The 23,219-nt window shown below is 74.3% G+C and carries 22 protein-coding genes; 13 read left to right on the forward strand and 9 right to left on the reverse strand.

The annotated features are described in order from the left end of the window. Positions 1–19: 19 nt before the first annotated feature. Complete coding sequence (locus tag DMP15_RS07480) at positions 20–943, forward strand: ABC transporter substrate-binding protein (protein WP_337826678.1); 924 nt, start codon at positions 20–22, stop codon at positions 941–943. On the opposite strand, the gene DMP15_RS07485 is transcribed toward DMP15_RS07480, so the two are convergent. The 3 genes from DMP15_RS07485 to ybaK form a co-directional block, all read right to left on the reverse strand. Then, entirely contained in the window at positions 906–3,125 is a 2,220-nt protein-coding gene (locus tag DMP15_RS07485) for a putative bifunctional diguanylate cyclase/phosphodiesterase (RefSeq protein WP_100878644.1), read from the reverse strand. The two genes, DMP15_RS07480 and DMP15_RS07485, sit on opposite strands and share 38 nt — an antisense overlap. A 20-nt stretch (positions 3,126–3,145) precedes the next feature. Next, on the reverse strand, positions 3,146–3,967 hold the full coding sequence (locus DMP15_RS07490; RefSeq protein WP_100878643.1) for an SAM-dependent methyltransferase: 822 nt from the start codon (positions 3,965–3,967) through the stop codon (positions 3,146–3,148). A 112-nt stretch (positions 3,968–4,079) separates the two neighbouring features. After that, the gene (ybaK, locus tag DMP15_RS07495) at positions 4,080–4,556 is read right to left on the reverse strand and encodes a Cys-tRNA(Pro) deacylase (protein ID WP_073576317.1); all 477 of its coding nucleotides are present in this window, start codon (positions 4,554–4,556) and stop codon (positions 4,080–4,082) included. Positions 4,557–4,871: 315 nt separating this feature from the next. Between ybaK and DMP15_RS07500 the strand changes: the two genes are divergently transcribed. After that, complete coding sequence (locus tag DMP15_RS07500) at positions 4,872–5,516, forward strand: sigma-70 family RNA polymerase sigma factor (protein WP_062403710.1); 645 nt, start codon at positions 4,872–4,874, stop codon at positions 5,514–5,516. Between the two features lie 41 nt (positions 5,517–5,557). Next, a complete protein-coding gene (rsrA, locus tag DMP15_RS07505; RefSeq protein ID WP_062403708.1) occupies positions 5,558–5,902 on the forward strand; it encodes a mycothiol system anti-sigma-R factor in 345 nt (114 codons plus the stop codon). 83 nt (positions 5,903–5,985) lie between these two features. Here the strand turns inward: rsrA and DMP15_RS30295 are convergent, their stop codons facing one another. Further along, on the reverse strand, positions 5,986–6,060 hold the full coding sequence (locus DMP15_RS30295) for a 50S ribosomal protein bL37 (RefSeq protein ID WP_369804880.1): 75 nt from the start codon (positions 6,058–6,060) through the stop codon (positions 5,986–5,988). Positions 6,061–6,152: 92 nt separating this feature from the next. Between DMP15_RS30295 and DMP15_RS07510 the strand changes: the two genes are divergently transcribed. Further along, the gene (locus DMP15_RS07510) at positions 6,153–7,667 is read left to right on the forward strand and encodes a sensor histidine kinase (protein WP_073576822.1); all 1,515 of its coding nucleotides are present in this window, start codon (positions 6,153–6,155) and stop codon (positions 7,665–7,667) included. A 479-nt stretch (positions 7,668–8,146) separates the two neighbouring features. Here DMP15_RS07510 and DMP15_RS07515 read toward each other — a convergent pair whose 3' ends face one another. Together DMP15_RS07515 and DMP15_RS07520 are read right to left on the reverse strand one after the other, a co-directional pair. Further along, the gene (locus DMP15_RS07515; RefSeq protein ID WP_043277332.1) at positions 8,147–8,398 is read right to left on the reverse strand and encodes a WhiB family transcriptional regulator; all 252 of its coding nucleotides are present in this window, start codon (positions 8,396–8,398) and stop codon (positions 8,147–8,149) included. Positions 8,399–8,875: 477 nt separating this feature from the next. Continuing rightward, positions 8,876–9,826 (reverse strand): diacylglycerol/lipid kinase family protein, encoded by a 951-nt coding sequence (locus tag DMP15_RS07520; protein WP_062397493.1) that lies wholly within the window; start codon positions 9,824–9,826, stop codon positions 8,876–8,878. 83 nt (positions 9,827–9,909) lie between these two features. On the opposite strand from DMP15_RS07520, the gene DMP15_RS07525 reads away from it, so the two are divergent. Further along, positions 9,910–10,338, forward strand: coding sequence for a hypothetical protein (locus DMP15_RS07525; RefSeq protein ID WP_083658762.1), 429 nt, complete (start codon positions 9,910–9,912; stop codon positions 10,336–10,338). On the opposite strand, the gene DMP15_RS07530 is transcribed toward DMP15_RS07525, so the two are convergent. Further along, entirely contained in the window at positions 10,335–10,832 is a 498-nt protein-coding gene (locus DMP15_RS07530; protein ID WP_337825575.1) for a GNAT family N-acetyltransferase, read from the reverse strand. The two genes, DMP15_RS07525 and DMP15_RS07530, sit on opposite strands and share 4 nt — an antisense overlap. Beyond that, the gene (locus tag DMP15_RS07535) at positions 10,829–11,449 is read right to left on the reverse strand and encodes a histidine phosphatase family protein (protein WP_073578566.1); all 621 of its coding nucleotides are present in this window, start codon (positions 11,447–11,449) and stop codon (positions 10,829–10,831) included. Before DMP15_RS07535 ends, DMP15_RS07530 begins: the two co-directional genes overlap by 4 nt. A gap of 161 nt (positions 11,450–11,610) precedes the next feature. Here DMP15_RS07535 and DMP15_RS07540 point away from each other — a divergent pair, with 161 nt between their 5' ends. The 3 genes from DMP15_RS07540 (at position 11,611) to DMP15_RS07550 (ending at position 17,173) form a co-directional block, all read left to right on the forward strand. Beyond that, complete coding sequence (locus tag DMP15_RS07540) at positions 11,611–12,612, forward strand: serine protease (protein ID WP_337825576.1); 1,002 nt, start codon at positions 11,611–11,613, stop codon at positions 12,610–12,612. A gap of 282 nt (positions 12,613–12,894) precedes the next feature. Next, entirely contained in the window at positions 12,895–14,076 is a 1,182-nt protein-coding gene (locus tag DMP15_RS07545) for an NAD(P)-dependent malic enzyme (RefSeq protein ID WP_073578564.1), read from the forward strand. Positions 14,077–14,380: 304 nt separating this feature from the next. Then, a complete protein-coding gene (locus DMP15_RS07550; RefSeq protein ID WP_337825577.1) occupies positions 14,381–17,173 on the forward strand; it encodes a putative bifunctional diguanylate cyclase/phosphodiesterase in 2,793 nt (930 codons plus the stop codon). Between the two features lie 39 nt (positions 17,174–17,212). On the opposite strand, the gene DMP15_RS07555 is transcribed toward DMP15_RS07550, so the two are convergent. Further along, complete coding sequence (locus tag DMP15_RS07555) at positions 17,213–18,442, reverse strand: acyl-CoA dehydrogenase family protein (protein ID WP_073578563.1); 1,230 nt, start codon at positions 18,440–18,442, stop codon at positions 17,213–17,215. A gap of 546 nt (positions 18,443–18,988) precedes the next feature. Between DMP15_RS07555 and DMP15_RS07560 the strand changes: the two genes are divergently transcribed. The 5 genes from DMP15_RS07560 to DMP15_RS07580 are packed head-to-tail and all read left to right on the forward strand — an operon-like array spanning position 18,989 to position 23,217. Continuing rightward, complete coding sequence (locus DMP15_RS07560) at positions 18,989–20,071, forward strand: ABC transporter ATP-binding protein (protein ID WP_073578562.1); 1,083 nt, start codon at positions 18,989–18,991, stop codon at positions 20,069–20,071. A gap of 7 nt (positions 20,072–20,078) precedes the next feature. Continuing rightward, positions 20,079–20,732 (forward strand): ABC transporter permease, encoded by a 654-nt coding sequence (locus DMP15_RS07565; RefSeq protein ID WP_073578561.1) that lies wholly within the window; start codon positions 20,079–20,081, stop codon positions 20,730–20,732. Then, positions 20,729–21,448, forward strand: coding sequence for an ABC transporter permease (locus DMP15_RS07570; protein WP_100878637.1), 720 nt, complete (start codon positions 20,729–20,731; stop codon positions 21,446–21,448). The genes DMP15_RS07565 and DMP15_RS07570 overlap by 4 nt, the downstream gene beginning before the upstream one ends. A 33-nt stretch (positions 21,449–21,481) precedes the next feature. Beyond that, entirely contained in the window at positions 21,482–22,417 is a 936-nt protein-coding gene (locus DMP15_RS07575) for an ABC transporter substrate-binding protein (protein ID WP_073578559.1), read from the forward strand. Then, a complete protein-coding gene (locus tag DMP15_RS07580) occupies positions 22,417–23,217 on the forward strand; it encodes an MOSC domain-containing protein (RefSeq protein WP_100878636.1) in 801 nt (266 codons plus the stop codon). The genes DMP15_RS07575 and DMP15_RS07580 overlap by 1 nt, the downstream gene beginning before the upstream one ends. The last annotated feature ends 2 nt before the right edge of the window (positions 23,218–23,219 follow it).

The following is a 23,219-nucleotide window of genomic DNA, read 5'->3' on the forward strand; positions in this document are numbered from 1 at the left end:
GGCCTATGTTCAGTTCGTGATGATCAGACCGTTCGCCCGGTTCGTGGCGGTGCTGCTGGTATTCGGGGCGGCCGTCGGCTGCGGTGCGGGCTCCGGCCCCGGGCCCGAGGCGCCGGGTGGCTACACCGTGACCCACGCGATGGGTGAGACCCGCCTGCCCGCCCGGCCCGCCCGGGTCGTCGTCCTCGACTCCCCGCACCTCGACGCGCTGGTCGCGCTCGGGACCGTCCCGGTCGGCGCGAGCGTCTCCGCCGCCGGCGCGGGCTACCCGCCCTACCTCGCGGACCGGCTCACCGGCACCGAGTCCACCGGGCTGATCGCCGAGCCGGACCTGGAGGCGGTCGTCCGGCTGCGCCCCGACCTGATCATCGGGTCGGCGGTCCGGCACCGCCCGCTCTACGAGCAGCTGTCCCGGATCGCCCCGACGGTGTTCTCCGTCGGCAGCGGCACCGACTGGGAGGAGCAGGCCCGGGTGACGGCCGACGCCGTCGACGCCCGGCCCCGGATGGAGGAGTTGCTGTCGGGCTGGCGCGGGCGCGCGGTCACGGTCGGACGCGAGGTCGGCGCTCCCGGCCGGACGGCCTCGATCGTGCGGTTCCGCCCGGAGTCGTTCCGGCTCTACGGCCCCCGCAGCTTCTCCGGTTCGGTGCTCACCGCGATGGGCTACGACCTCGGCGACCGTCCGTGGAACGAGTACTCGATGATCGAGAGTGCCCCCGAGCTGGCCGGGAGCATCGACGGCGAGGTGGTGTTCTTCACCGACCGGGCGCAGGACCCGTCGTCGGGCTCCCGTGCCGCGGTCGCACGGCTGTGGGGCCCGCTGCCCGCGGTGCGCGCGGGCGCGGTCCACGAGGTCGACGACGAGACGTGGATGGTCGGGATCGGCGTGCTGGGCGCCGAGCGCGTCATCGACGAGGTCCGGGAGCGGGCCGCCGCGGGCTGAGTCCCGGGTCGCCGCCGGGCGCGGTGAGCCGGGCGGCGATCTCCGTGGCCGGGACCGGGGAGCCCAGGTGCCAGCCCTGCCCGATGTCGCAGCCCAGCTGGTGCAGCCGCCGGGCCTGGCCCTCGGTCTCCACCGACTCCGCGACGACGGTCAGCCCCAGGGTGTGGGCCAGCTCGATCATCGCCGAGAGGATCACCGGGCTGTCGACGTCGTGCGGGACGCCGTCGTCGCCCGGGCAGGGACCGCCCTGCCCGGTGACGAACGACCCGGCCAGCTTGAGCACGTCCACCGGCAGCCGGTGCAGGTAGACCAGGTTGGAGTAGCCGGTGCCGAAGTCGTCGATGGCGATCCGCACCTCGAGCTGCGAGAGCTCCTCCAGCGCCTGCACCGGGCGCCCGGCGGCGGACATGAGGTCGCTCTCGGTCAGCTCCAGCTGCAGCGACGACGCCGGCCACCCGGTCCGCTCCAGCACGTCGGCGATGCGGGCGACGGCGTCGGGCCTGCGCAGCTGCTGGCCCGCCACGTTCACGCTGAGCACGAGCCCCGCGTCGGCGCCCGCGTCCACCCAGCACCGGGCGTCGGTGCAGGCCCGCTCCAGCAGGTGCAGCCCCAGCGGCACGATCAGGCCGGTCTGCTCGGCCAGCGGGATGAACACGTCCGGGCCGAGCCGCTCGCCGTCGGCGGTGCGCCACCGGGCCAGCGCCTCCACCCCGACGACCGAGCCGTCGTGCAGCGACACCAGCGGCTGGTACTCCAGATGGAACTCACCGCGGTCCAACGCGCCCGGCATGCGCCCGGCCAGCTCGAACAGATGCACGTCGTTGGCGTGACGGGCCGGGTCGAACACCGCGATCCGGTCCCGGCCGTCGCGCTTGGCCCAGTACATCGTGGTGTCCGCGGCCTGCATCAGCTCGGCCGCCCCCTCGGCACCGGCGGTGCCGGAGTCCACCGCGAACGGACGGTCGACGATCCCGATGCTGGCCGAGACCACGACCTCCCGGCCGCGCACGTGCACCGGCCGTCGGACGACCGCCAGTGCCTGCTCGGCGACCGCGGTCAGCTGCTCGACGCCGGCGCAGCGCTCCACGAGCACGACGAACTCGTCGCCGCCCATCCGGGCGACGGTGTGCCCGGCCGGCCGGAGCTCGGCGTCGAGGCGGTGCGCGACGGTGCGCAGGAGCTGGTCGCCCGCGTCGTGGCCGAGGGTGTCGTTGACGGCCTTGAAACCGTCGAGGTCGAGGTAGCAGACCCCCACCGGGGCGGGGGAGCCGTACGGGCCGGCGAGCGCGGTCTCGAGCCGGGTGAAGAACAGCGAGCGGTTCGGCAGACCGGTGAGCGGGTCGTGCTCGGCCTGGTGGCGCAGCCGTGACTGCAGGCGGCGCCGCTCGGTGACGTCGGAGACCATCGCGACGAGGTAGCGGGGCTCGCCGTCGGGGGAGCGGACCAGCGAGACGGTCAGCTCGGTCCACACCTGGTCACCGTCGGCCCGGAAGTAGGACTTCTCCATCCGGGCGTGCCCGATCCGCCCGGCGAGCATGGCCTCGATCTGCGGCCACATCTCCGGGGTGTCCTCGGGGTGGATGAACTCGAACACCGAGCGGCCCACGAGATCGCCCGGCCGGTAGCCGAGCATGGCGGTCAGCGTGCGGTTGGCCTCCAGGATGCGACCCCCGGTGTCGGCGACGCTGATGCCGAGCACGGAGCTCTCGAACACGACCCCGTAGCGCGCCTCGGACTGCCATCGGGCGTCCTCGGCGGCGGCGCGCGCCGCGAACGCGGCGGAGCTGATCCGTTCCTGCTCCAACCGGGTGCGATCGCGCAGCGTCCGGGCGTACCCCGTCGACAGCGCCCCGACCGCCGCGGTCCAGCGGCGGAACCGTTCCGGGTCCGGGTTGAGCCCGGCGAAGTGCTGGGCCAGGACGTCGATCGAGCAGCGCAGCGCGGCCGGGTCGGTGAGGTGCGCGGCGACCAGCTCGGCCCCGACGTCCTCGGCGACCGCCTCCTCGGCCCGCCCCTCGACGACGGCGGTGAACCACCAGGCCGCGCCGGACAGCACCGCGTACAGGTCGGCGCGGGCGGCGGAGACGAAGCCTCGTGCCTCGATGGCGCGCACCCAGGCGTCGGCCAGCGCCGACGGCCCCGGCCCCTGCCCACCGGGCAGGAGGGGGACGGGCTTCGCCACGACGGCTCTCCCTCCGACGGTCAGATCCCGGGCTGCCCGGCGTGACGGGCGACGGCGGCGAGCCCGGGGTAACGCTGCGCCTCGGGGCCCACCGGGGACTCCGGACGCCAGAGCGGGATCCGCACGACGCCGGGCTCGACCAGCTCCAGATCACCGAACAGCGCCGCGACCTCCTCGGTGTCGCGCATCCGCATCCGGTTCGGGGACCTGTCCCTGTTGTAGAGGTTCTGGGCCCGGCTCGCACCGGAGAGGCCCCCCTCGTCACTCGCGTGGCTGACGACCACGTGGCTGCCGGGGGCTGCCGCGCCGGCGTAGGCGGCGATGATCCCGGCCGGGTCCGCCTCGTCCGGGACGAAGTGCAGCACCGAGACGAGCAGCACCGCCACCGGCCGGGACAGGTCGAGGTGGGTCCGGGTCACCGGGTCGTCGAGGACCCGGCGCGGGTCGGTCAGGTCGGCGGCGAGGACGGCCGTCGACGGGTCGCCGTCGAGCAGCGCACGGCTGTGCGCGACGGCGATCGGGTCGTGGTCGACGTAGAGGACCCGGGCGTCGTCGCAGGCGGTCGCCGCGACCTCGTGCACGTTGCCGACGGTCGGGATGCCGGATCCGAGGTCGAGGAACTGGCGGATCCCGTGGGCGCACAGGTGGTGCACGGTCCGGCGCAGGAACGCCCGGTTGGCCTGCGCGACGGCCGCCATCTCGGGCAGCGCGTCGAGCACCTTCTCGGCGAAGGCGCGGTCGGCCTCGAAGTTGTGCGACCCGCCCAGGTAGTAGTCGTAGACCCGGGCGACGCTCGGGCTGGTCATGTCCACTTCGTCGGGCGCCCATGCCGGTCGGTCCACGCGTGCTCCCCGTAGCTCGTCTCGATCGAAGGCGACGGCGTCCTGCTGCCGTCGGTGATCGACCCTACTGGCGCGGAGCCCGGATCGGACCCGTCCGGGTGACTCTCTGCGGTCAGCCGGTTGCGATCGGTGCGACGACGGCGCCGGTGAGCGCCACCAGGTCCGCCGGGGCGAGCTCGATCTCCAGGCCACGTCTGCCCCCGGAGCAGAACACCGTCGGGTGCTCCTGCGCCGAGGCGTCCAGGACGGTCGGCAGCCGCTTGCGCTGGCCCAGCGGGGAGATGCCGCCCGCGACGTAGCCGGTGGCCCGCTCGGCGTCGGCGACGTCGGCCATGACGGCCTTCTTGCCGCCCGCGGCGGCGGCCAGCGCTTTGAGGTCCAGCTGGGCCGACACCGGCACGATCCCGACCGTCATGGCCCCGTCGACGAGCGCGACGAGGGTCTTGAACACCCGGCGCGGGTCCTGCCCCAGGACGGCGGCGGCCTCCTCGCCGTAGCCGGCACCGTCGTGGTGGGTGTAGGTGTGCAGCTCGTGCGCCACGCCGCGCCTCGCCAGCAGCGCCGTCGCCGGGGTGCCCCTGCCCGCCATGGTCGTCCTCCCATACCCGTCCCCGGGGCCGTGCCCCGGGCGCCGACGGGAACCTACGGGAATGCCCTCCGGCGGCGCACCGTTGTTCCGTACGTGACGACATCAGTGATGGAGAGGCCCGGGGCCGCGCCGCCGGACGGCCGTGAGCGGCCGGGGCGCGTACCCTCCGACGCGTCCGCCGTGCCGGTGACCCGCACCGGTGCGCGACTCGTGTCACTGGAGAGGGAACCTTTGTCAGTACAGCCGGATCAGCCGGGTCAGCCGGAGACGGGCGCGGCAGGGACCGATCCCGCGGAGCTCGCCGCCCTGGTCGGCGTGGCCGACGCCGACGGCAACCGTGCGCCCGAGGACGAGAGCGTCTCCGACCGCACGGCCCGCTTCGAGCGCGACGCGATGCCGCTGCTCGACCAGCTCTACGGCGCCGCGCTGCGCATGACCCGGAACCCGGCCGACGCCGAGGACCTGGTGCAGGAGACCTTCCTCAAGGCGTACTCGGCGTTCGGGTCGTTCCGGCGAGGCACCAACCTCAAGGCGTGGCTGTACCGGATCCTGACCAACACCTACATCAACGGGTACCGCAAGCGGCAGCGTCAGCCCCTGCAGTCGCCGACCGACGAGATCACCGACTACCAGCTGGCCCAGGCCGGTGAGCACAGCTCGACCGGTCTGCGCTCGGCCGAGGTGGAGGCCCTCGACGCGCTGCCCGACAGCGACGTCAAGGAGGCCCTGCAGGGCCTGCCGGAGGACTTCCGCATGGCGGTCTACCTCGCCGACGTCGAGGGGTTCGCCTACAAGGAGATCGCCGAGATCATGGGCACGCCGATCGGCACCGTCATGTCGCGGCTGCACCGCGGCCGGCGTCAGCTGCGCGACATGCTGACCGACGTGGCCCGCGAGCGCGGATTCGTCCGCGACGGGGCCGCCGGCGCGACCGGGGACCGGGAGGTGACGGCATCGTGAGCGCCGCCGAGGGCTCGGGCGCACCGCTCGAGCGCAACCCCATGATCCAGGACCCGCCCGCGAACACCGGGTGCACCGAGGTGCTGGCCGAGGTGTGGCTGTTCCTCGACCACGAGTGCGACCAGGAGCGACGACGCCTGCTCCAGCAGCACCTCGACGAGTGCGCGCCCTGCCTTGCCGAGTACGGCATCGACGAGAAGCTGAAGGCGCTGCTGGCCCGCAAGTGCGGCGGCGAGGCGGCCCCGGCCGGGCTCAAGGACCGGCTGCGGTCGCAGATCCGCTCCGCGGTGCTCGAGCAGGCCCAGGTGACCGTGGAGAGCGGCCCGGACGGCACGAGCGTCTCGGTGTCGCACCAGCGCACCGAGTACCGCCGCTCCGGCGGCTGACCGGCACCGCCGCTCCGGCGGCACACGCGAGAGGGCGGGCACCCCACCGGGGTGCCCGCCCTCTCGCGTCGGTGTCGCCGAACTCAGCAGTTCGGCTTCTTGCCGTGGTTGGCGCCCTTCTTGGCGCGGTCACGGCGCTTGCGTGCACGCTTGGACATCTCGACCCTCCTTCCCGTCCGGGTCACGGTTCCGCGGCGTTGCCGCGGGAGCTTCGTACGCGCGATTCTCGCATGTGGTGGGATGGGCGATCGTGACCACGCTGAGCGAGCTGCTCGCCGAGCACACGACGATGGACGGCGAGACCGCCGATCACCTCCAGCGCGTGGTCGGTGAGTGGCAGTTGTTGGCCGACATGTCCTTCGCCGACTTCCTGCTGTGGGTGCCGCTGGACGACCTCCACGCGGGGACGGGCGGTGCCTCCCGGGCGGCGACCGCGCAGTTCCTGTGCGTCGCCCAGGCCCGGCCGACCACCGCACCGACCGCCCACCCGGACGACGTCGTCGGCCGCCGGGCGGTGCCGGTGGAGGTCGGCCAGCTGCGCCGGGCGGTGCTGGAGGGCCGGATCTGCCGCGACGACGACCCCCGCTGGCACCTGGAGGTGCCGGTGCGCCGGGAGACCATCCCGGTGCGCTTCAAGGGCCGCACGGTGGCGGTGCTGTCCCGGGACACCAACCTGTCCACCCCGCGCGTCCCGAGCCCGCTGGAGATCGCCTACCTCGGCAGCGCATCGGACCTGTGCCAGATGATCGTCGACGGGACGTTCCCGCCGCAGTCCGGTCCGCCCGGCTCGGCCGAGGGCAGCCCGCGCGCCGGGGACGGCCTGGTCCGCCTCGACGTGCACGGCAACGTGGCCTACGCCAGCCCGAACGCGCTGTCGGCGTACCACCGCATGGGCCACGCCAGCGACGTCGCCGGCGCCGACCTCGCGACCGTCACCAAGGCGCTCGTGCTGGACCCGTTCGACGCGAAGGACGTCGCCGGCCGGATCAACGAGGCCCTCGACGGCGCCCCGTCCACCCGGATGGAGGTCAAGGGCCGCCGGGCGACGATGCTCGTGCGCGCGCTGCCGCTGCGGCCCCGCGGTGACGCGGCGGGCGCGCTGGTGCTCGTCCGCGACGTGACCGACCTGCGTCGCCGGGACGCGGCGCTGATGAGCAAGGACGCCACCATCCGGGAGATCCACCACCGGGTGAAGAACAACCTGCAGACGGTCGCGGCGCTGCTGCGGATGCAGGCTCGGCGCAGCGAGAACCCGGAGGCGGGCCGGGCGCTGGAGGAGTCGGTCCGCCGGGTCACCTCGATCGCGCTGGTGCACGAGGCGCTGGCCTACTCCGTCGCCGAGGTTGTCGAGCTCGACGAGCTGCTGCCGAAGGTGCTGCCCGCCATCCGCGACGGCGCGACGACCGAGTCCCGCGCCCGGGTGCGCGTCGATTCCGGGTTCGGGGCGCTGCCCGCGGCGAAGGCCACCCCGCTGGTGCTGGTCCTGGCCGAGCTGACCCACAACGCGCTGGCGCACGCCTACGACCCCGGCACGGCGGGGGAGGTGGTCGTCAGCCCGGTGCGCTCGGCGAGCCGCCTGGAGGTGTCGGTGGCCGACGACGGCCACGGCATGCCGGTCGACTTCGACTTCGAGAGGTCCAAGGGGCTGGGTCTGCAGATCGTGCGGACACTGCTGACCTCCGAGCTGGAGGCGACGATCGAGGTGCGGGCCCGGGAGGGCGGCGGCACGGTGGCGGTGGTCCGGGTACCACTCGGCGGCTCCTGAACGCCCCACCGCCCTTCGGGCGTGCTCCCAGGGGAACTCTCGTGGCGTAGAGCGCCCCGAAAGTTCCCCTGGGGGCAGGCCGGCGGAGCCGCGCAGGACGGCTCGGAGAGGGCCCAGGGACGGCGCGGACGACGGCGGCCAGAGGCAACCGGGGACATGCTCGTCGTCCCCGGGCGGTCGCTGCGGTGCGGCGGGTGACCGATCCCGGTCACTCCCGGTGACCCGGGGCGTGGACGGGGGCCCGGAGGGCACCGGATACGCTCGTGCCGTGACCGTTGATCCCGGTGCCGTGGTCGCGCCGGCACCGTGGTCGACCCTCACACCGGGGTGGCAGATCACCCCGAACGCACCTCGGGCCCGTGGCCGGTGGCGTCCGGCTACGGGCCCGAGGTCGGGGAGCTACTTCTTCTACTGTTCGGAGCTGCTGTCCGGGACAGCTGTTCCTGCCGCATTCCGGGCGAGTACCCGGGCGGGGCTGCCTACGCGGTGCGAGCGCGCGGACGGGTGCTGCGCCGCTTCAGGGCGCGCCGCTCGTCCTCGCTCATGCCGCCCCAGACACCGGCGTCCTGGCCGGACTCGAGAGCCCACTGCAGGCACGACTCGGTGACCGGGCAACGCCGGCACACGCTCTTGGCCTCCGCGATCTGCATCAGGGCAGGGCCGCTGGTGCCGACCGGGAAGAACAGCTCCGGGTCCTCGTCGCGGCAGATCGCGTCGTGACGCCAGTCCATGATCACTTTCTCCTCTGATGCGCGATCGGGGTCGCGCCGATCGTCTGTGCGCTTGGTGTTACGTGCGTGTTTCGCAGCTTGTGAATACTTTCACGAGCCACCGCGGTCCTCAATGGGAAACTGCTCGCGGGATGCGTGAGCGCCCTCATAGGGAACGCACGCAGACAGACCAGTACCCGGGACTTCGAGCCGCCCTGGGCCGGTTCCACGATCCAGTGTCCCTGTCCCAGCCGGAATCGGCCACCCGAAAACGATGTCGACCCGGACACCCTCTGAGTGAGGGGTCCGGCCCGGTGGGACGGAACCTCCACGAGCGGCGTTGCTCGTGGCCTCGCTTGCGTAGGGACCACCTTGGATCACGGGTTTGGCCTGGTGTAAGCCCCAACGGGACCGACGGTCCGCTCACATCGGTGAATGGCGCGGTTGCTCACTCCGGCGTGTGAGAGCGCCCGCACGATGCGCGACGAACCGTCCGTCTCACACGACGACGCGTAACGCTCCGGGCACGCTGAGGAATTCCACGTCGGTGCGCATTCCGAGGTGGTCGCCGTCGAGCTGGAGAGCGAGAGGCTGTTCCGACGTGATCCGCACCCGGCCGACGGCGTCGTGCCGGACGATGTGCCGCCCGTGCGGGTCGCCGTCGGCGGCCAGGATCTGGCGCAGGGTCGAGGCGATCGTCCGCGGGCTCAGCCCGGTGAGCGCGAACAGCCCCAGCCCGCTGCCGAACGACGAGCGGGGGTTGGTCCGCACCGCGCGGCCGGACAGGAAGGTCCACGGGTCGGTGTTGGAGACGAACGCCAGCCGCACCCCGGTCAGCGGTGCCGCGTCGGGGAGCTCCACCGTCATCGACGGGGGACGGCGCAGCTGCGCGAGGTACTGGGCGATCGCGGTCAGCGCGTAGCGGCCGGGGCTGGCCTCGTGTCCCTGCGCGCGGGCGCGCTCGACCGCGGCCACCACCTCGGCGTCCCAGCCCATGCCGGCGTTGAAGGTGAACCAGCGGTCGTCGGCCCAGCCGAGACCGACCAGCCGTCGCCGCCGGTGGGCCAGCGCGGTGAGCACGTGCCCGGTCGCCTCGACCGGGTCGCGCGGCATGTCCAGGGCGCGGGCGAACACGTTCGCCGAGCCGCCGGGGACCACCGCGAGCATCGCGGTGGCGTCCGGGTCCGGCCGCGGGGCACCGCTGCCCGAGCCGGTCTGCGCGGCCAGCAGCCCGTTGACGACCTCGTTGACCGTCCCGTCGCCCCCGAGCGCGACGACGAGCTCGACGCCGTCCGCCACGGCCGCCGCGGTCGCCTCCGCCGCGTGGCCCCGGTAGCGGGTCTGCAGGACGTCGAGCTTCAGCTCGCTGGCCAGGGCCTTGGTCAGCACGTCCCGGCCGGCGGCGGTGGTGGACGTGGCCTGAGGGTTGACCACGAGCAGCGCGCGCACGGGGCGACTGTATCGACCGCGCACCGGCCGGTCCGTCGGCCGCCCGGCGGTGGCCGCCGCGGCGGGCGGCCTATCCTCGGTGGGTGGCCGATGACCGCGACGACCGCCCCGTGACGCGGGAGCGACCGCCGGAGAACGTGCGGGTGGCGGGGGTGCTCGTCGCGGCCGAAGGGCTCGTCGGCGCCGTCCTCGCGGTCGTGCTGGGCGTACGCGCGCTGGAGGCCGGTGGCGCCCGCCTCTACTACGGGCTCGCCGAGGCCGGGATCTTCGTGCTCCTGGCGGCCGCCGTGGCCGGTGTCGGCTACGGGTTGGTCCGCGGGGTGCACGGCTGCCGCACCCCGGCGATCGTCGTGCAGCTGCTGCTGTTCCCGGCCATCTACTACGCGCTGGGCCCCAGCCGTCAGCTGGTGTGGGGCATCGTCTGCGGACTGTTCGTGCTGTTCACGTTCCTGATGCTGATCAGCGAGCAGGCCCGGCGCTGGTCGATGGGCGACGAGTACCCCGAGGACTAGCGGGCCGCCGCCCCGCCGTTCCGCCCGGCCAGCGCGACGAGCGGGTCGCCGGTGAGCCGGTAGGTGGTCCACCCCTCGTTCGGCACCGCGCCGACGGAGCGGTAGAAGCCGATGGCCGGGGTGTTCCAGTCCAGCACGTTCCACTCCAGGCGCTTCCAGCCGCGGCGGGCCACCTCGGCGGCCAGCTCCGCGAGCAGGGCCGCGCCGTGCCCGCCGCCGCGGGCGCCGGGGGTGACGTAGAGGTCCTCCAGGTGGATCCCGGCGACGCCCTCCCAGGTGGAGAAGGTCCGGAACCAGATGGCCGTGCCGACGACCGCGCCGTCGTCGCCGGTGGCCACGAAGGCCCCGGCCGAGGGGTCCGGGCCGAACAGTGCGGCGTGCAGCTGGTCCTCGGTCAGCCCGCACTCGTGCGCGGCCTTCTCGTAGTCGGCCAGCTCGTGCACGAGCCGGACCACGACCGGCACGTCGTCGGGGGTGGCCGTACGGACGCTCACTGGTCCTCCGCGGGGGTGGGGCGCTGGTTGACGTGGTCGAGGCGGGGGACCCCGCGCTCGAACCCCAGCACGCTGACCCCGGCCGGGTCCATGCGGAAGTGCACACCGCCACTCGCGGGCAGCCCGATCCAGCGCGCCGTCAGCACCCGGGAGAAGTGGCCGTGTCCCACGAGCACGACGTCGCCGCCGCCGAGCAGGGCACGCGCGTCGGCGAGCACGGCGTCGGCGCGCGCGGCGACGTCGCCGGGGGTCTCGCCGCCGGGCCACGGCCCGTCCCAGATCGTCCAGCCCGGCTGGGACTCGCGGATCTGCGGCGTGGTCCAGCCCTCGTTGTCGCCGTAGTCCCATTCGACGAGCCGGTCGTCGACCGCGTCCACGCGCAGCCCGGCCAGCTCGGCGGTGTCCCTCGCGCGCGTGCGCGGGGAACAGAGCACCCGGGCGGGCGGGGCGTCGTGGCGGACCAGGGCCAGTGCGTCGCGCACCCGGCGGGCGGCGGCCCGGCCCTCGTCGGTCAGCGGGACGTCGGTGCGGCCGGTGTGCTTCCCGGTGCGCGACCACTCGGTCTCGCCGTGGCGCAGCAGGAGGATCCGTCCGTCCGGATCGGCGTCGGTGCTCACGGGCGGCGACGCTAGTCGCGGACGCTGCGGGACGCTCGTGGTGATCAGGTCACCCGGTCGGGTCGGATCCGGACCCGACCGGGCAGTCCGCCGGGCGCGCCGTACCCGCAGGGTGGCCGGATCGGATGGGATCCGTGGCGGACCACGAGCCGAGGAGCGTCATGTCGCCGCAGTTCTCCCGCCGCCCCGCGCGGCGGCGCATCGCCGGGATCGCCGCCGCGGCCGGCCTCGCGATCACCGCCGCGCTCACCGCGCCCGTCGCCGCGGGCACCGCGACGGCCGCCCCGGCGGTGCAGGCCGGGGCGATCGGCCCGGGCGTGCAGATCGCCACCCCGGTCACCGGCGGCGCCGAGCTGTGCACCGCCAACTTCCTCTACACCCCGGCCGCCGGGCAGGACGGGAACCGCGACGAGCCCGGCGGCCGCGGGGCCGAGCACCAGGCCGCCCCGGCCGGGGTGCTCTACCTGGGCGCGGCCGCGCACTGCATGGCGGGCGAGGACGCGATGTCCTCGGTCGACGGCTGCAGTGAGCCGGTCATGCCGGAGGGCATCGAGGTCGGCATCCGCGGCCGCGACGGGAAGAACTACACCGGACGGGTCGCCTACAACTCCTGGGCGGTCATGCAGGACCGCGGCGAGACCGACCCGCAGCTGTGCCTCTACAACGACCTCTCGCTGATCCAGCTGAGCCCGGCGGCCGTCGCCGTCGCCGACCCGACGGTCCCCGGCTTCGGCGGCCCGACCGGGCTCGACACGGACGGCACCGAGCAGGGGGAGAAGGTCTACAGCTTCCAGCCCAACCAGCTCGTGGCGACGCCGTACAAGCAGGGCCTGAGCCTCGGGCAGCCGGAGGGGCCGCGCACGCACGTCGTCTCCACCACGCCGCCGGGGGTGCCGGGCGACTCGGGCTCGGGCTACCTCGACGCGCGCGGCCGGGCGTTCGGGCTGCTGTCGAGCCTGATGCTGCCGACCAACACCAACGGGGTCACCGACATCGCCCGGGCACTGGCCTACGCCGAGCGCTACGGCGAGGTCGGCGCCCTGAAGGTCGTCCCCGGCCGGGTCCCGTTCACGCCGGGTGTGCTGCCGCTGACCGAGCTGCCCGGCGGCCCGTCGCTGCCCGCGCTCCCACTGCCCGACCTCACCCCGGCGCCGCTGCGCTGACCCGGGCCCACGGCTCCCGGGACGGGCGTGCGGCGATCCGTCCACCCGTCGGTGTGCGGGTGGCCACTCCGGACGCGCCGGGTGACCGGTTCCCGGCGTCCACCCGGTTAGACTCGCCGCCAGATCCGACAGCTCGTCCCGGCTCGGCGCCCCTATCCCGGCGCTGCGCGCGGGATGGCCGTCCGGCACCGCGAGCAGGTCGACGTCAACCCGCGACGCCCGGTGCAACGGCAGGCGCGTCCGTGCGCCGCTCTCGTACCGCACCACCCGTGGAGTCTTCCCATGACGCTCGCCCAGGACCCGACCACCCGTTCCGCCCCCGACCGGCACGAGGTGTTCGGCGCGCACGAGGGCGGCAAGCTCGCGACCGGTCTGACCGCGCCGCTGGCCGACGAGCGCGACCTGTCGATCGCCTACACCCCCGGTGTCGCCGACGTCTGCCGCGCCATCGCCGACGACGCCTCGCTCGCCGCCCGTTACACCTGGGCGCACCGGCTGGTCGCCGTCGTCAGCGACGGCACCGCGGTGCTCGGCCTCGGCGACATCGGGCCGCGCGCGTCGCTGCCGGTGATGGAGGGCAAGTCGGCGCTGTTCAAGTCCTTCGCCGGGCTCGACTCGATCCCGCTGGTCCTCGACACCACCGACGTCGACGAGATCGTGGAGACCCTGGTCCGGCTGCGCCCGACCTTCGGCGCGGTCAACCTCGAGGACGTCGCCGCGCCGCGCTGCTTCGAGCTGGAGCGCCGCCTGGTCGAGGCGCTCGACTGCCCGGTCATGCACGACGACCAGCACGGCACCGCCGTCGTGCTGCTCGCCGCCCTCGACGGCGCCTGCCGGGTGCAGGGCCGCTCGCTGTCGGACCTGCGCATCGTGATCTCCGGGGCCGGCGCGGCGGGTATCGCCTGCGCACGCATCCTGCTGACCGCGGGTGCCTCGGACGTCGTGCTGCTCGACTCGCGCGGGGTCGTCGACGCCGGCCGCGGTGGGGAGAAGGCGGCGCTGGCCGCCGTCACCAACCCGCGCGGGGTCACCGGCGGGATCGCCGAGGCCCTGGCCGGTGCGGACGTGTTCGTCGGGCTCTCCAGCGCCACGCTGCCCGAGGACCTGCTGGCCACGATGGCCCCGGAGTGCATGGTCTTCGCGCTGTCCAACCCCGACCCCGAGGTGCACCCGGACGTCGCGGCCCGGCACGCCGCGATCGTCGCGACCGGTCGCAGCGACTTCCCGAACCAGATCAACAACGTGCTGGCCTTCCCGGGGATCTTCCGCGGCGCACTGGACGCGCACGCCCGCCGCATCACCGACGACATGAAGGTCGCGGCGGCCCGCGCCATCGCCGACGTCGTCGCCGACGAGCTGTCCCCGCAGAAGATCGTGCCCGGCCCGTTCGACCCGCGGGTGGCACCGGCCGTCGCCGCGGCGGTGGCCCGCGCCGCGGGCGACGCCGGCGTGACCGCAGACTGACGACCGTCCATAACCCCGGTTACGAAACGTGTGCAATCGGGGTCTGCGCCGAACGGCACGGCGCGCTGTGAGCGGTCGGACACACACGGTCGGATCGGTTGTCACCGCTCGCCGAGCACGTCACACCCTTCACCCTCCGGCGACTACCTGTCACCACCCGTGAGTGACGGGCAGAGCAACGACGTTGGGCCGAACGGTCCCGTCACTCGCTGTGTCGGGTGGCTCGATCGGTCTACCCGCCCGGATCGCCCGGCACGGTGGCTCGTTGTTCCCCACGGAGCTGCCGAACGGAACGGAGGCGGGCGTGTCGGAGCAGGAATCGCGGGCGGGACACCGTCCGGGTGCATCGGTCGGGGACCCGGCCGGTGGACGCGCGGAGCAGGCACCGGGTGTCCGCCGCGACAGGGACCGGGACCCCGGTCTCGCCGGTGACCTCGCCCGGGCCTTCGCCGGTCCCGGCGGCACCCCGGCGGGCCGCGCCCGGCCCGGTCCCGACGACGAGCCGCTCCTCGACCGGGCGGAGGCCCTGAACCTCGCCGCCGCACCGGACGCCGAGATCTCCGGCGCGGGCTTCGGGGAGCCGCCGTTCGGCAGTGCCCGCCGCCTCCCCGGTGCGCCGCGTCCGGCCGGCCCGGTCCCGTCGGTCGCCGAGGCGGCCCCCGGCCCGGGGGCCCCCGGGACCGGGGCCGCGGGTGCCGACGGTGCCGACCACTCCGCGGTGCAGCTCCCGCCCTCGCCCGCGATGGTCTGCGACGCCGGGGGCGTCGTCGTCCACACCAACGCCGCACTCCGCCGCCTCGCCGGCTCCGCCGACCCGACCGGCATGCGGCTCCCGCAGCTGCTCGTCGGCCCGGACTCCGACGCCCGTCTGGTCCGTGCCGACCGCCGCCTGGCCCGGGTCAAGGTCGTCCGCTGGAACCAGCCGGGTGACCGCACCGTCGTGCTGCTCACCCCGTTCCCCGACGCCGCGCCCGCGCCGTCGGACGAGGCCCCCGCGCTCGACCTCGAGCGCGCCACCCGCTCCGGCACCTGGACCTTCGACCTGCAGGCCGGAACGCTGACCCGCAGCGAGGGGCTCGTCGAGCTCTACCGCGCGCTCGGCGTGCGCCCCGACGGCCCCGACGGGCCCATCGAGGGCGAGCAGGTCGAGCGGGTCTGCCGGATGCTGCGCCGCGGCCCGGACGCAGCGCCGGAGCCCACCACCGCGCACAGCTCCGAGATCCGCCCCCAGGGCGGCGCGGTGCTGTCGTGCCGCACCCGGATCGACCGCACCCCCGGTGGTGCCCCGCTGCGCCTGATCGGGACCGTGCAGGACGTGTCTGACCGGCGCCGGGCCGAGTCCCGCGCGCAGCGCTCCGGGCAGCGGTTCGCCGATCTCGTCGCCACCATCACCACCGGCGTCGCGATGCTCGACGGACGCGGACGGATCGTCGACGCCAACCCGGCGCTCTGCCAGCTGCTCGACGCCGACCTGGAGACCCTGCGCGGCGTCCCGGCACGCAGCCTGTCCGCCGAGCCCCAGTCCGACCTGCGCGGCGGACTGCCGGACTGGCTGCGTGACCCGTCGCACCCCGAGCCGACCTACCGGATCGAGTCGCTGCCGCTGCTGCGCGCCGACGGGACCCGGGTCGACTGCGAGGTCGTGGTCAACGCCGCGCCCTCCGACGACGGCCGCCCGTTCTGGCTGCTCGTCGTCACCGACGTGGGGGAGCGCCGCCGCGCCGCCGACGTGCTCCGCGAGGCCGACACCGTCGACCCGCTGACCCGGCTGCCCAACCGGGCCGGGCTGCTGGAGCTCGCCGACCGGCTGCTGGCCGGGCCGGACGCCGCCCGGGTCGCCGTGGTCTGCGGCGACGTCGACGACTTCGCCCGCGTCAACACCGGCCTCGGCCACGACGCCGGCGACACCCTGCTCGTCGAGCTGGCCGGGCGGCTGCAGCGCGAGCTGCCGTACCACTGCACGGCCGGGCGGCTGTCGGCCGACGAGTTCGCGGTGGTCTGCGCCGACGTCGACGAGGTCGGCGGACCGCAGGCGCTCGCCGCCGTCGTCGCCGGGTTGCTGCGCGGCGACGTCACCGTGGCCGGCAGGCCGATCACGCTGACCGCCTCGGTCGGCGTCGCCGGGCGGGACGCCGCCGTGGCCGGCCCGCAGGCCGACGCCCGCGGCCCCCGCGGCGACGACCTGCTGCGCTCGGCCGAGGTCGCGGTGCGCGAGGCCAAGCAGCGCGGACGCGGCACGGTCGCCGTCGCCGAGCGGGGCGCCGTCGCCCCGGCGCGCCGCCAGCTGGAGCTGGAGGCCGAGCTGCGCGCCGCGATCGAGGGCGACGCGCTGCGCCTGGAGTACCAGCCGGTCGTCGCGCCGGACGGCACCGTGCTGTCCGCCGAGGCACTGCTGCGCTGGTCGCACCCGGTGCACGGCGAGGTCTCGCCCGGCGAGTTCCTGCCCGTCGCCCAGCGCGGCGGCCTGCAGCGCGACCTGGACCTGTGGGTGCTGCGCACCGCGGCCACCGAGGCCGCGACCTGGCCCCGTGCCGGGCAGGCCGTCGGCGTCGCGGTGAACCTGGCCGGGCTGCTGCCGGCCGACCCGTCGTTCCTGGCCGACGTCACCGCCATCGTCGAGGGCGCCGGGCTGCCGTGGAACCAGCTGGTGCTCGAGCTCGTCGAGACCAGCCTGGTCGCGCTGCCGCGCCCCGCGCTGGACGCGATGAGCGAGCTCGTGCGCCGCGGCGTCCGCTTCGCCGTCGACGACTTCGGCACCGGCTACTCGTCGCTGGCCCGGCTCAAGGAGCTCCCGGCGCAGACGGTCAAGGTCGACCGCGCCTTCGTCACCGGCGTCGGCACCGACCCGGCCGACTTCGCGCTCGCCCGCGCCGTCGTCGAGGTCGCGCGCGCGATGGGCCGCAAGACCGTCGCCGAGGGCGTCGAGACCGCGGAGCAGTTCCACGTCCTGCGGGGCCTCGGGGTCGACGCGTTCCAGGGCTGGCTGTTCGCCCGCTCGCTGCGCCCCGACGACCTGCACCGTGTGCTGCGGGGCGGCGGCCTGCCCACCCCGGCGACGAGCGCGACCCCGGCCGACGGGACCCCGGGCGTCTGGTGAGCCGGTCGCGCCCGCCCACCGCGGGCGCGACCGCGGACGTCACCGCACGAACGCGCTCTGCCCGGTGATCGCCTTCCCGACGATCAGGGTGTTCATCTCCCGGGTGCCCTCGAAGGAGAACATCGCCTCGGCGTCGGCGAAGTACTTCGCGATCCGGTTCTCCAGCACCACCCCGTTGCCGCCGACGAGCTGACGCCCGAGCGCGACGGTCTCGCGCATCCGGGTCGCGCAGAACTCCTTCACCAGCGACGAGTGCGCGTCCGAGCCCCGGCCCTCGTCGAGCAGCTGGGCGTTGCGGACCGCCATCCCCAGCGAGGCGCTCACGTTGCCGAGCATCCGCACCAGCAGGTCCTGCATCAGCTGGAACCCGCCGATCGGGCGGCCGAACTGCTCCCGCTGGGCGGCGTAGGACAGCGCCAGCTCGTAGGCGGCCATCTGCACCCCGACCGCACCCCAGGCGGCGTTGGCCCGGGTGCGCTGCAGGACCAGGCCGGCGTCGCGGAAGGTGCCCGAGCCGCCGGAGAGCCGGTGCGACTCCGGCACCCGGACCCGGTCGAGCAGGATGTCGGCGTTCTGCACGATCCGCAGCGACTGCTTGCCCTCGATCTTCGTGATCGTCATGCCCTCCGACGGTGACGGCACGACGAACCCGCGGACCGCGCCGCCGGCGTCCGGGTCGGTGTCGCGGGCCCAGACGATGACCAGGTCGGCGAAGGTGGCGTTGCCGATCCAGCGCTTCTCGCCGTCGAGGACCCACTCGTCGCCGTCGCGGGTGGCGGTGGTCTCCATGCCACCGGCCACGTCGGACCCGCCGTGCGGCTCGGTCAGCCCGAACGCACCGATCGAGTCCATCCGGGACATCGCGGGCAGCCAGCGCTCGCGCTGCTCGGGCGTGCCGCCGGCGTGGATCGAGCCCATCGCGAGACCCGTGTGGACGCCGTAGAAGCTGTTGACCGACGGGTCCACCCGGGAGATCTCCGCGTGCAGGAACCCCAGGAACAGCCGCGACGCCGGCGGGTCGGCGTAGCCGGCCCCCGCGAGATCGAGGCCCGCGAAGCCCTTCACGAGCTGCATCGGGAACTCGGCCCGGTCCCAGGCCTCCAGCACGACGGGGGCGACCTCGGCGCGCAGGAACTCCCGCACCCGGCGCAGGTCGGCGCGCTCGGCGTCGGTGAGCAGGTCGGCGTAGTGGAACCAGTCCGCGACGTGCGGGTGGTCCGGGTCGAGGTCCAGCTCGGGCTTCGGCAGACGCGTGGGCTCCTTCGGCATGGCCCCACTGTTGCGCCGCGCCGCACCGTCCGCACGGCAGAACTCCTACCGCAGGGCGTGCAGCAACGCCGCGCCGGCCGTCGGGTCCCCGACCGGGCTGAGCACCACGTGGTCGGCGCCCGCGGCCCGGTGCTCGGCGCCGGCAGCCGCTCCGACGCGGGCAGCCCGGGTGCGGCGACGGCCGACGCCGGATACAAGCCGGTCGGCACGATCCCCGCGACGACGACGGCGACCCGCGTGCCGTCGAGCAGCGCGGTCAGCCGGTCGGGCCGGTCGATCGCGCCACCGGCGAGCCACAGGGTGCGGGCACCGGCGTCCTCCAGGGCCGCGGCGTCGGCGGGAGCGGGTCCGGTGGAGACACCGGGCGGGCCCAGAACAGTGGTCAGGGTCATGTGCGCAGCGTCGGTGCTGAACCGGACTGCAGGTCAAGCGCGACGGGGTGCCGGTGACCTGCGGTCGACCGCTCGCCCGTCGCGCACGACCGGGTTAGTGTGCTGCGACCAAGCGGGGAGCAGGGGTCCCGCGCGACGGCAGGGGGAACCGCCGATGATCGAGTTCCGGGGCGTCACGAAGCGCTTCCCGGACGGGACGGTCGCGGTCGACGAGCTCGACCTCGTCGCGGAGCAGGGGCGGATCACGGTCTTCGTGGGCCCGTCCGGCTGCGGCAAGACGACCTCCCTCCGCATGATCAACAGGATGATCGAGCCGACCGGCGGCGAGCTGCGCGTCGACGGGCGCGACGTGCTGTCCGCCGATCCGGCCGAGCTGCGCCGGGGCATCGGCTACGTCATCCAGCAGGCCGGGCTGTTCCCGCACCGCACGATCGTCGACAACATCGCGACCGTGCCGATGCTCGTCGGGAGCAGCAAGAAGGCCGCGCGGGACCGGGCGATGGAGCTCATGGAGATCGTCGGCCTCGACACCTCGATGGCCGGGCGCTACCCGGCGCAGCTGTCCGGCGGCCAGCAGCAGCGGGTCGGCGTGGCCCGCGCGCTCGCCGCTGACCCGCCCGTGCTGCTGATGGACGAGCCGTTCTCCGCGGTGGACCCGATCGTCCGGGAGAGCCTGCAGGAGGAGCTGCTGCGGCTGCAGTCCGAGCTCGGCAAGACCATCGTGTTCGTCACCCACGACATCGACGAGGCCATCAAGCTCGGCGACAAGGTCGCGGTGTTCCGGGTCGGCGGCAAGCTCGCCCAGTACGACGAGCCGGGCGTGCTGCTGTCCCGCCCGGTCGACGGTTTCGTCGACAACTTCGTCGGCCGCGACCGCGGCTACCGGGGCCTGGGCTTCCTGTCCTCGGACACCATCCCGATCGGGTCGCTGCCGGTGCTCTCGGTCGGCGACCCCCTCCCCGACGACGGCTGGTCGGTCGTCGTCGACGGCTCCGCCCGGCCGCTGGGCTGGGTCGAGGCCGGTGAGGGCCGGGTGACCGAGGAGGTCATCGTCCCGGGCGGTTCGCTCTACGCCGTCGAGTCGGGCTCGCTGCGCGGCGCGCTGGACGCGGCACTGTCCTCACCGTCCGGTCAGGGCGTCGCCGTCGACGCCGACGGCCGGGTCGCCGGCTCGGTCACCGCCGACTCGGTGCTCGAGGCGCTGCCCGCGGCCCGCGACTCGCACAACGCCGCCTGAGGCCGCCGTGACCTGGGTGTTCGACAACCTCGACTCCGTGCTCGACGCGCTCGCCGAGCACGTCGTGTACGCCCTGATCCCGGTGCTGCTCGGGCTGGTGTTCGCGATCCCGCTGGGCTGGGTCGCCAACCGCAACGCGACGCTGCGCACGATCATGACCAACGCCGCCGGGCTGCTCTATACGGTCCCGTCGCTGGCGCTGTTCGTGTTCATGCCGCCGCTGCTCGGCACCCAGATCCTCGATCCGGTCAACGTGATCGTCGCGCTGACGGTCTACACCGTCGCGTTGCTCGTGCGGACCGTGTCCGACGCGCTGTCCGCGGTGCCGGGCCACGTCGTCGACGCGGCGAACGCGATGGGCTACACCCCGGTCCGGCGCTTCGTCGGCGTGGAGCTGCCGCTCGCCGTGCCGGTGATCGTGGCCGGCCTGCGCGTCGCCGCGGTGTCCACGATCAGCCTGGTCACGGTGGGTGCGGTGATCGGCTTCGGCGGGCTCGGTCTGCTGTTCACCGAGGGCTTCAACCGCAGCAACGACGCGCAGATCGTCTCCGGCATCGTGCTGGTGCTGCTGCTCGCGCTCGTCGTCGACTCGGCCCTGCTGCTCGGCGGCAGGCTGCTCACCCCCTGGCAGCGGGCCCGTACCGGGAAGGCGGGGGCATGACCTACTTCGGCTGGCTGTTCGACGGCGGGAACTGGGAGGGATCGACCGGCATCCTCGCCCGGCTCGCCGAGCACCTCGGCTATACCGCCCTGACCCTGCTGGTCGCGGTGCTGATCGCGGTGCCCCTGGGCGCCTGGATCGGGCACACCGGCCGCGGCGGCTTCCTCGTCGTCGGCCTGGCGAACGGGCTGCGCGCCCTGCCCACCCTGGGCCTGCTGGTGCTGATCACCACACTGGTCGGGCTGTCGCTGGTCGGCCCGATCATCACCCTCATCGTGCTGGCGGTGCCCGCGGTGCTCGCCGGCACCTACGCCGGCATCCGCAACGTCGACCCGGCCGTCGTCGACGCCGCCACCGGGATGGGCATGCGCGGGCCCGAGGTGCTGTGGAAGGTCGAGCTCCCCAACGCGCTGCCGCTGATCATCGGCGGGCTGCGCAGCGCGACCCTGCAGGTCATCGCGACCGCGACCATCGCCGCCTACGTCTCGCTCGGCGGGCTCGGCCGGTTCATCATCGACGGCCTCGGCCAGCGCGACTTCGGCATGATGATCGGTGGCTCGATCCTGGTCGCGCTGCTCGCGATCGTCGCCGACCTGCTCCTGGGCGGGTTGCAGAAGCTGATCGTCTCGCCCGGCCTGCAGGCCACCGGCCGGACCGCGCCGCGCCGGCTGCGCGCGGTGCCCACCCGTCCCGAACCCGTCCGCGAAGCGGCCTGACCCACCCCGCACGTCCCCGAGAGGACACCCACCATGAGACGCACCCGTCTGCTGACCGCCGTCGCCGCGACGGTGACCGCCGCGTTCGCGCTGACCGCCTGCGGCGGGGGCTCCGACCCCCTCGCCGGGGGCGGCCAGTCCGGCAGCGACGACCAGAACACCGTCGTCGTCGGCGCCGCGAACTTCACCGAGAGCCAGATCCTGTCCTCGGTGTTCGCCCAGGCGCTGCAGGCCAAGGGCGTCACGGTCGAGACCCGGCCGCCGATCGGGTCCCGCGAGGCCTACGTGCCGGCGCTCAAGGACGGCTCGATCGACCTGATCCCGGACTACAGCGGCACGTTGCTGCAGTACCTGGACAAGAACGCCGCGCAGACCGAGCCGGACGAGGTCTACACCGCACTGCAGTCCACGCTGAACACCGCGGCCCCGACGCTGACCGTGCTGAACCGGGCCGAGGCCGAGGACAAGGACGCCGTCGTCGTCACGAGGGAGACCGCGCAGCGGCTGAACGCGACCTCGATCGCCGACATCGCGTCGCGCTGCGGTGAGCTCGTGTTCGGCGGCCCGCCGGAGTTCCAGACCCGTCCCGACGGCATCCCCGGCATCCAGAAGACCTACAACTGCTCGTTCAAGTCCTACCGCTCGCTCGACGCCGGCGGCCCGCTGACCGTCGCAGCGCTGAAGAACGGCGACGTGCAGGCCGCGGACCTGTTCACCACCGACGCGGCGATCCCGGAGAACGACTTCGTGGTCCTCACCGACCCGCAGAACAACTTCGCCGCGCAGAACGTCGTACCGCTGATCAACAAGGAGAAGGCGACCCCGCAGGTCACCGAGATCCTGAACGCGGTCTCGGCGAAGCTGACCACGCAGGAGCTGCTCGGCCTGAACGAGGCGGCCGCCGCGCCGGACAAGCCGTCGGTCGACACCGTGGCGAAGAACTGGCTGACCGCACAGGGCCTGCTCTGATGGCCGGCGAGGTCCTGTCCCTGCACCGCTACCCCGTGAAGTCGATGCTGGGGGAGGACCTCGCCGCCCTCGAGCTCGACACACACGGCGTCGTCGGCGACCGGGCGCTCGCCCTGACCGATCCGGACACCGGCCGGGTCGCGACGGCCAAGCAGCCCCGGCACTGGCGACGCCTGTTGACGTGCGCCTCCGCGGGCGTCGGCGACGACGTGCGGGTCACGCTGCCCGACGGCCGCACCGTCGACGCCGGGCAGGCCGCCGGGCCGCTCGCCGAGCTGCTCGGCCGGCCCGTGGTCGTCGCTCAGCAACGGGCCGACGGCGCCGTCGTCGAGCGGCCGGACCCCGAGGACGTGCTGGCCCACGGCCTGGACGCGGACGTCGACGCGCCGACCCTCGAGATCGCCCAGGGCGCTCCCGGTGGCCGGTTCGTCGACCACTCGCCGGTGCATCTGATCACCACCGCGACGCTGGACGCGCTCGGCGTCGAGGCGCTGCGCTACCGGCCCAACGTCGTCGTCGCGACGCCGCCGGGTACCGAGCCGTTCGTGGAGAACGGCTGGCTCGGGCGCCGGCTCACCCTCGGCGAGGTCGTACTGGTCCCGACCCTGCCGACCCCGCGCTGCTCCGTGCCGACGCTGGAGCACGGCGCCCTGCCCCGCGCACCGCACGCCCTGCGCGGTCCGGCCGACCGCAACCGCGTCGAGGTCGACGGCTTCGGGGTGCTGCCCTGCGCGGGCCTGTACGCCCGCGTCGAGCGCACCGGCACCCTGCGCGTCGGCGACCCGCTCGACGTGACCTGACC

Origin of the sequence: Pseudonocardia sp. UM4_GMWB1, assembly GCF_017312155.1 — a bacterium.
GTDB classification, from domain to species: domain Bacteria; phylum Actinomycetota; class Actinomycetes; order Mycobacteriales; family Pseudonocardiaceae; genus Pseudonocardia; species Pseudonocardia alni.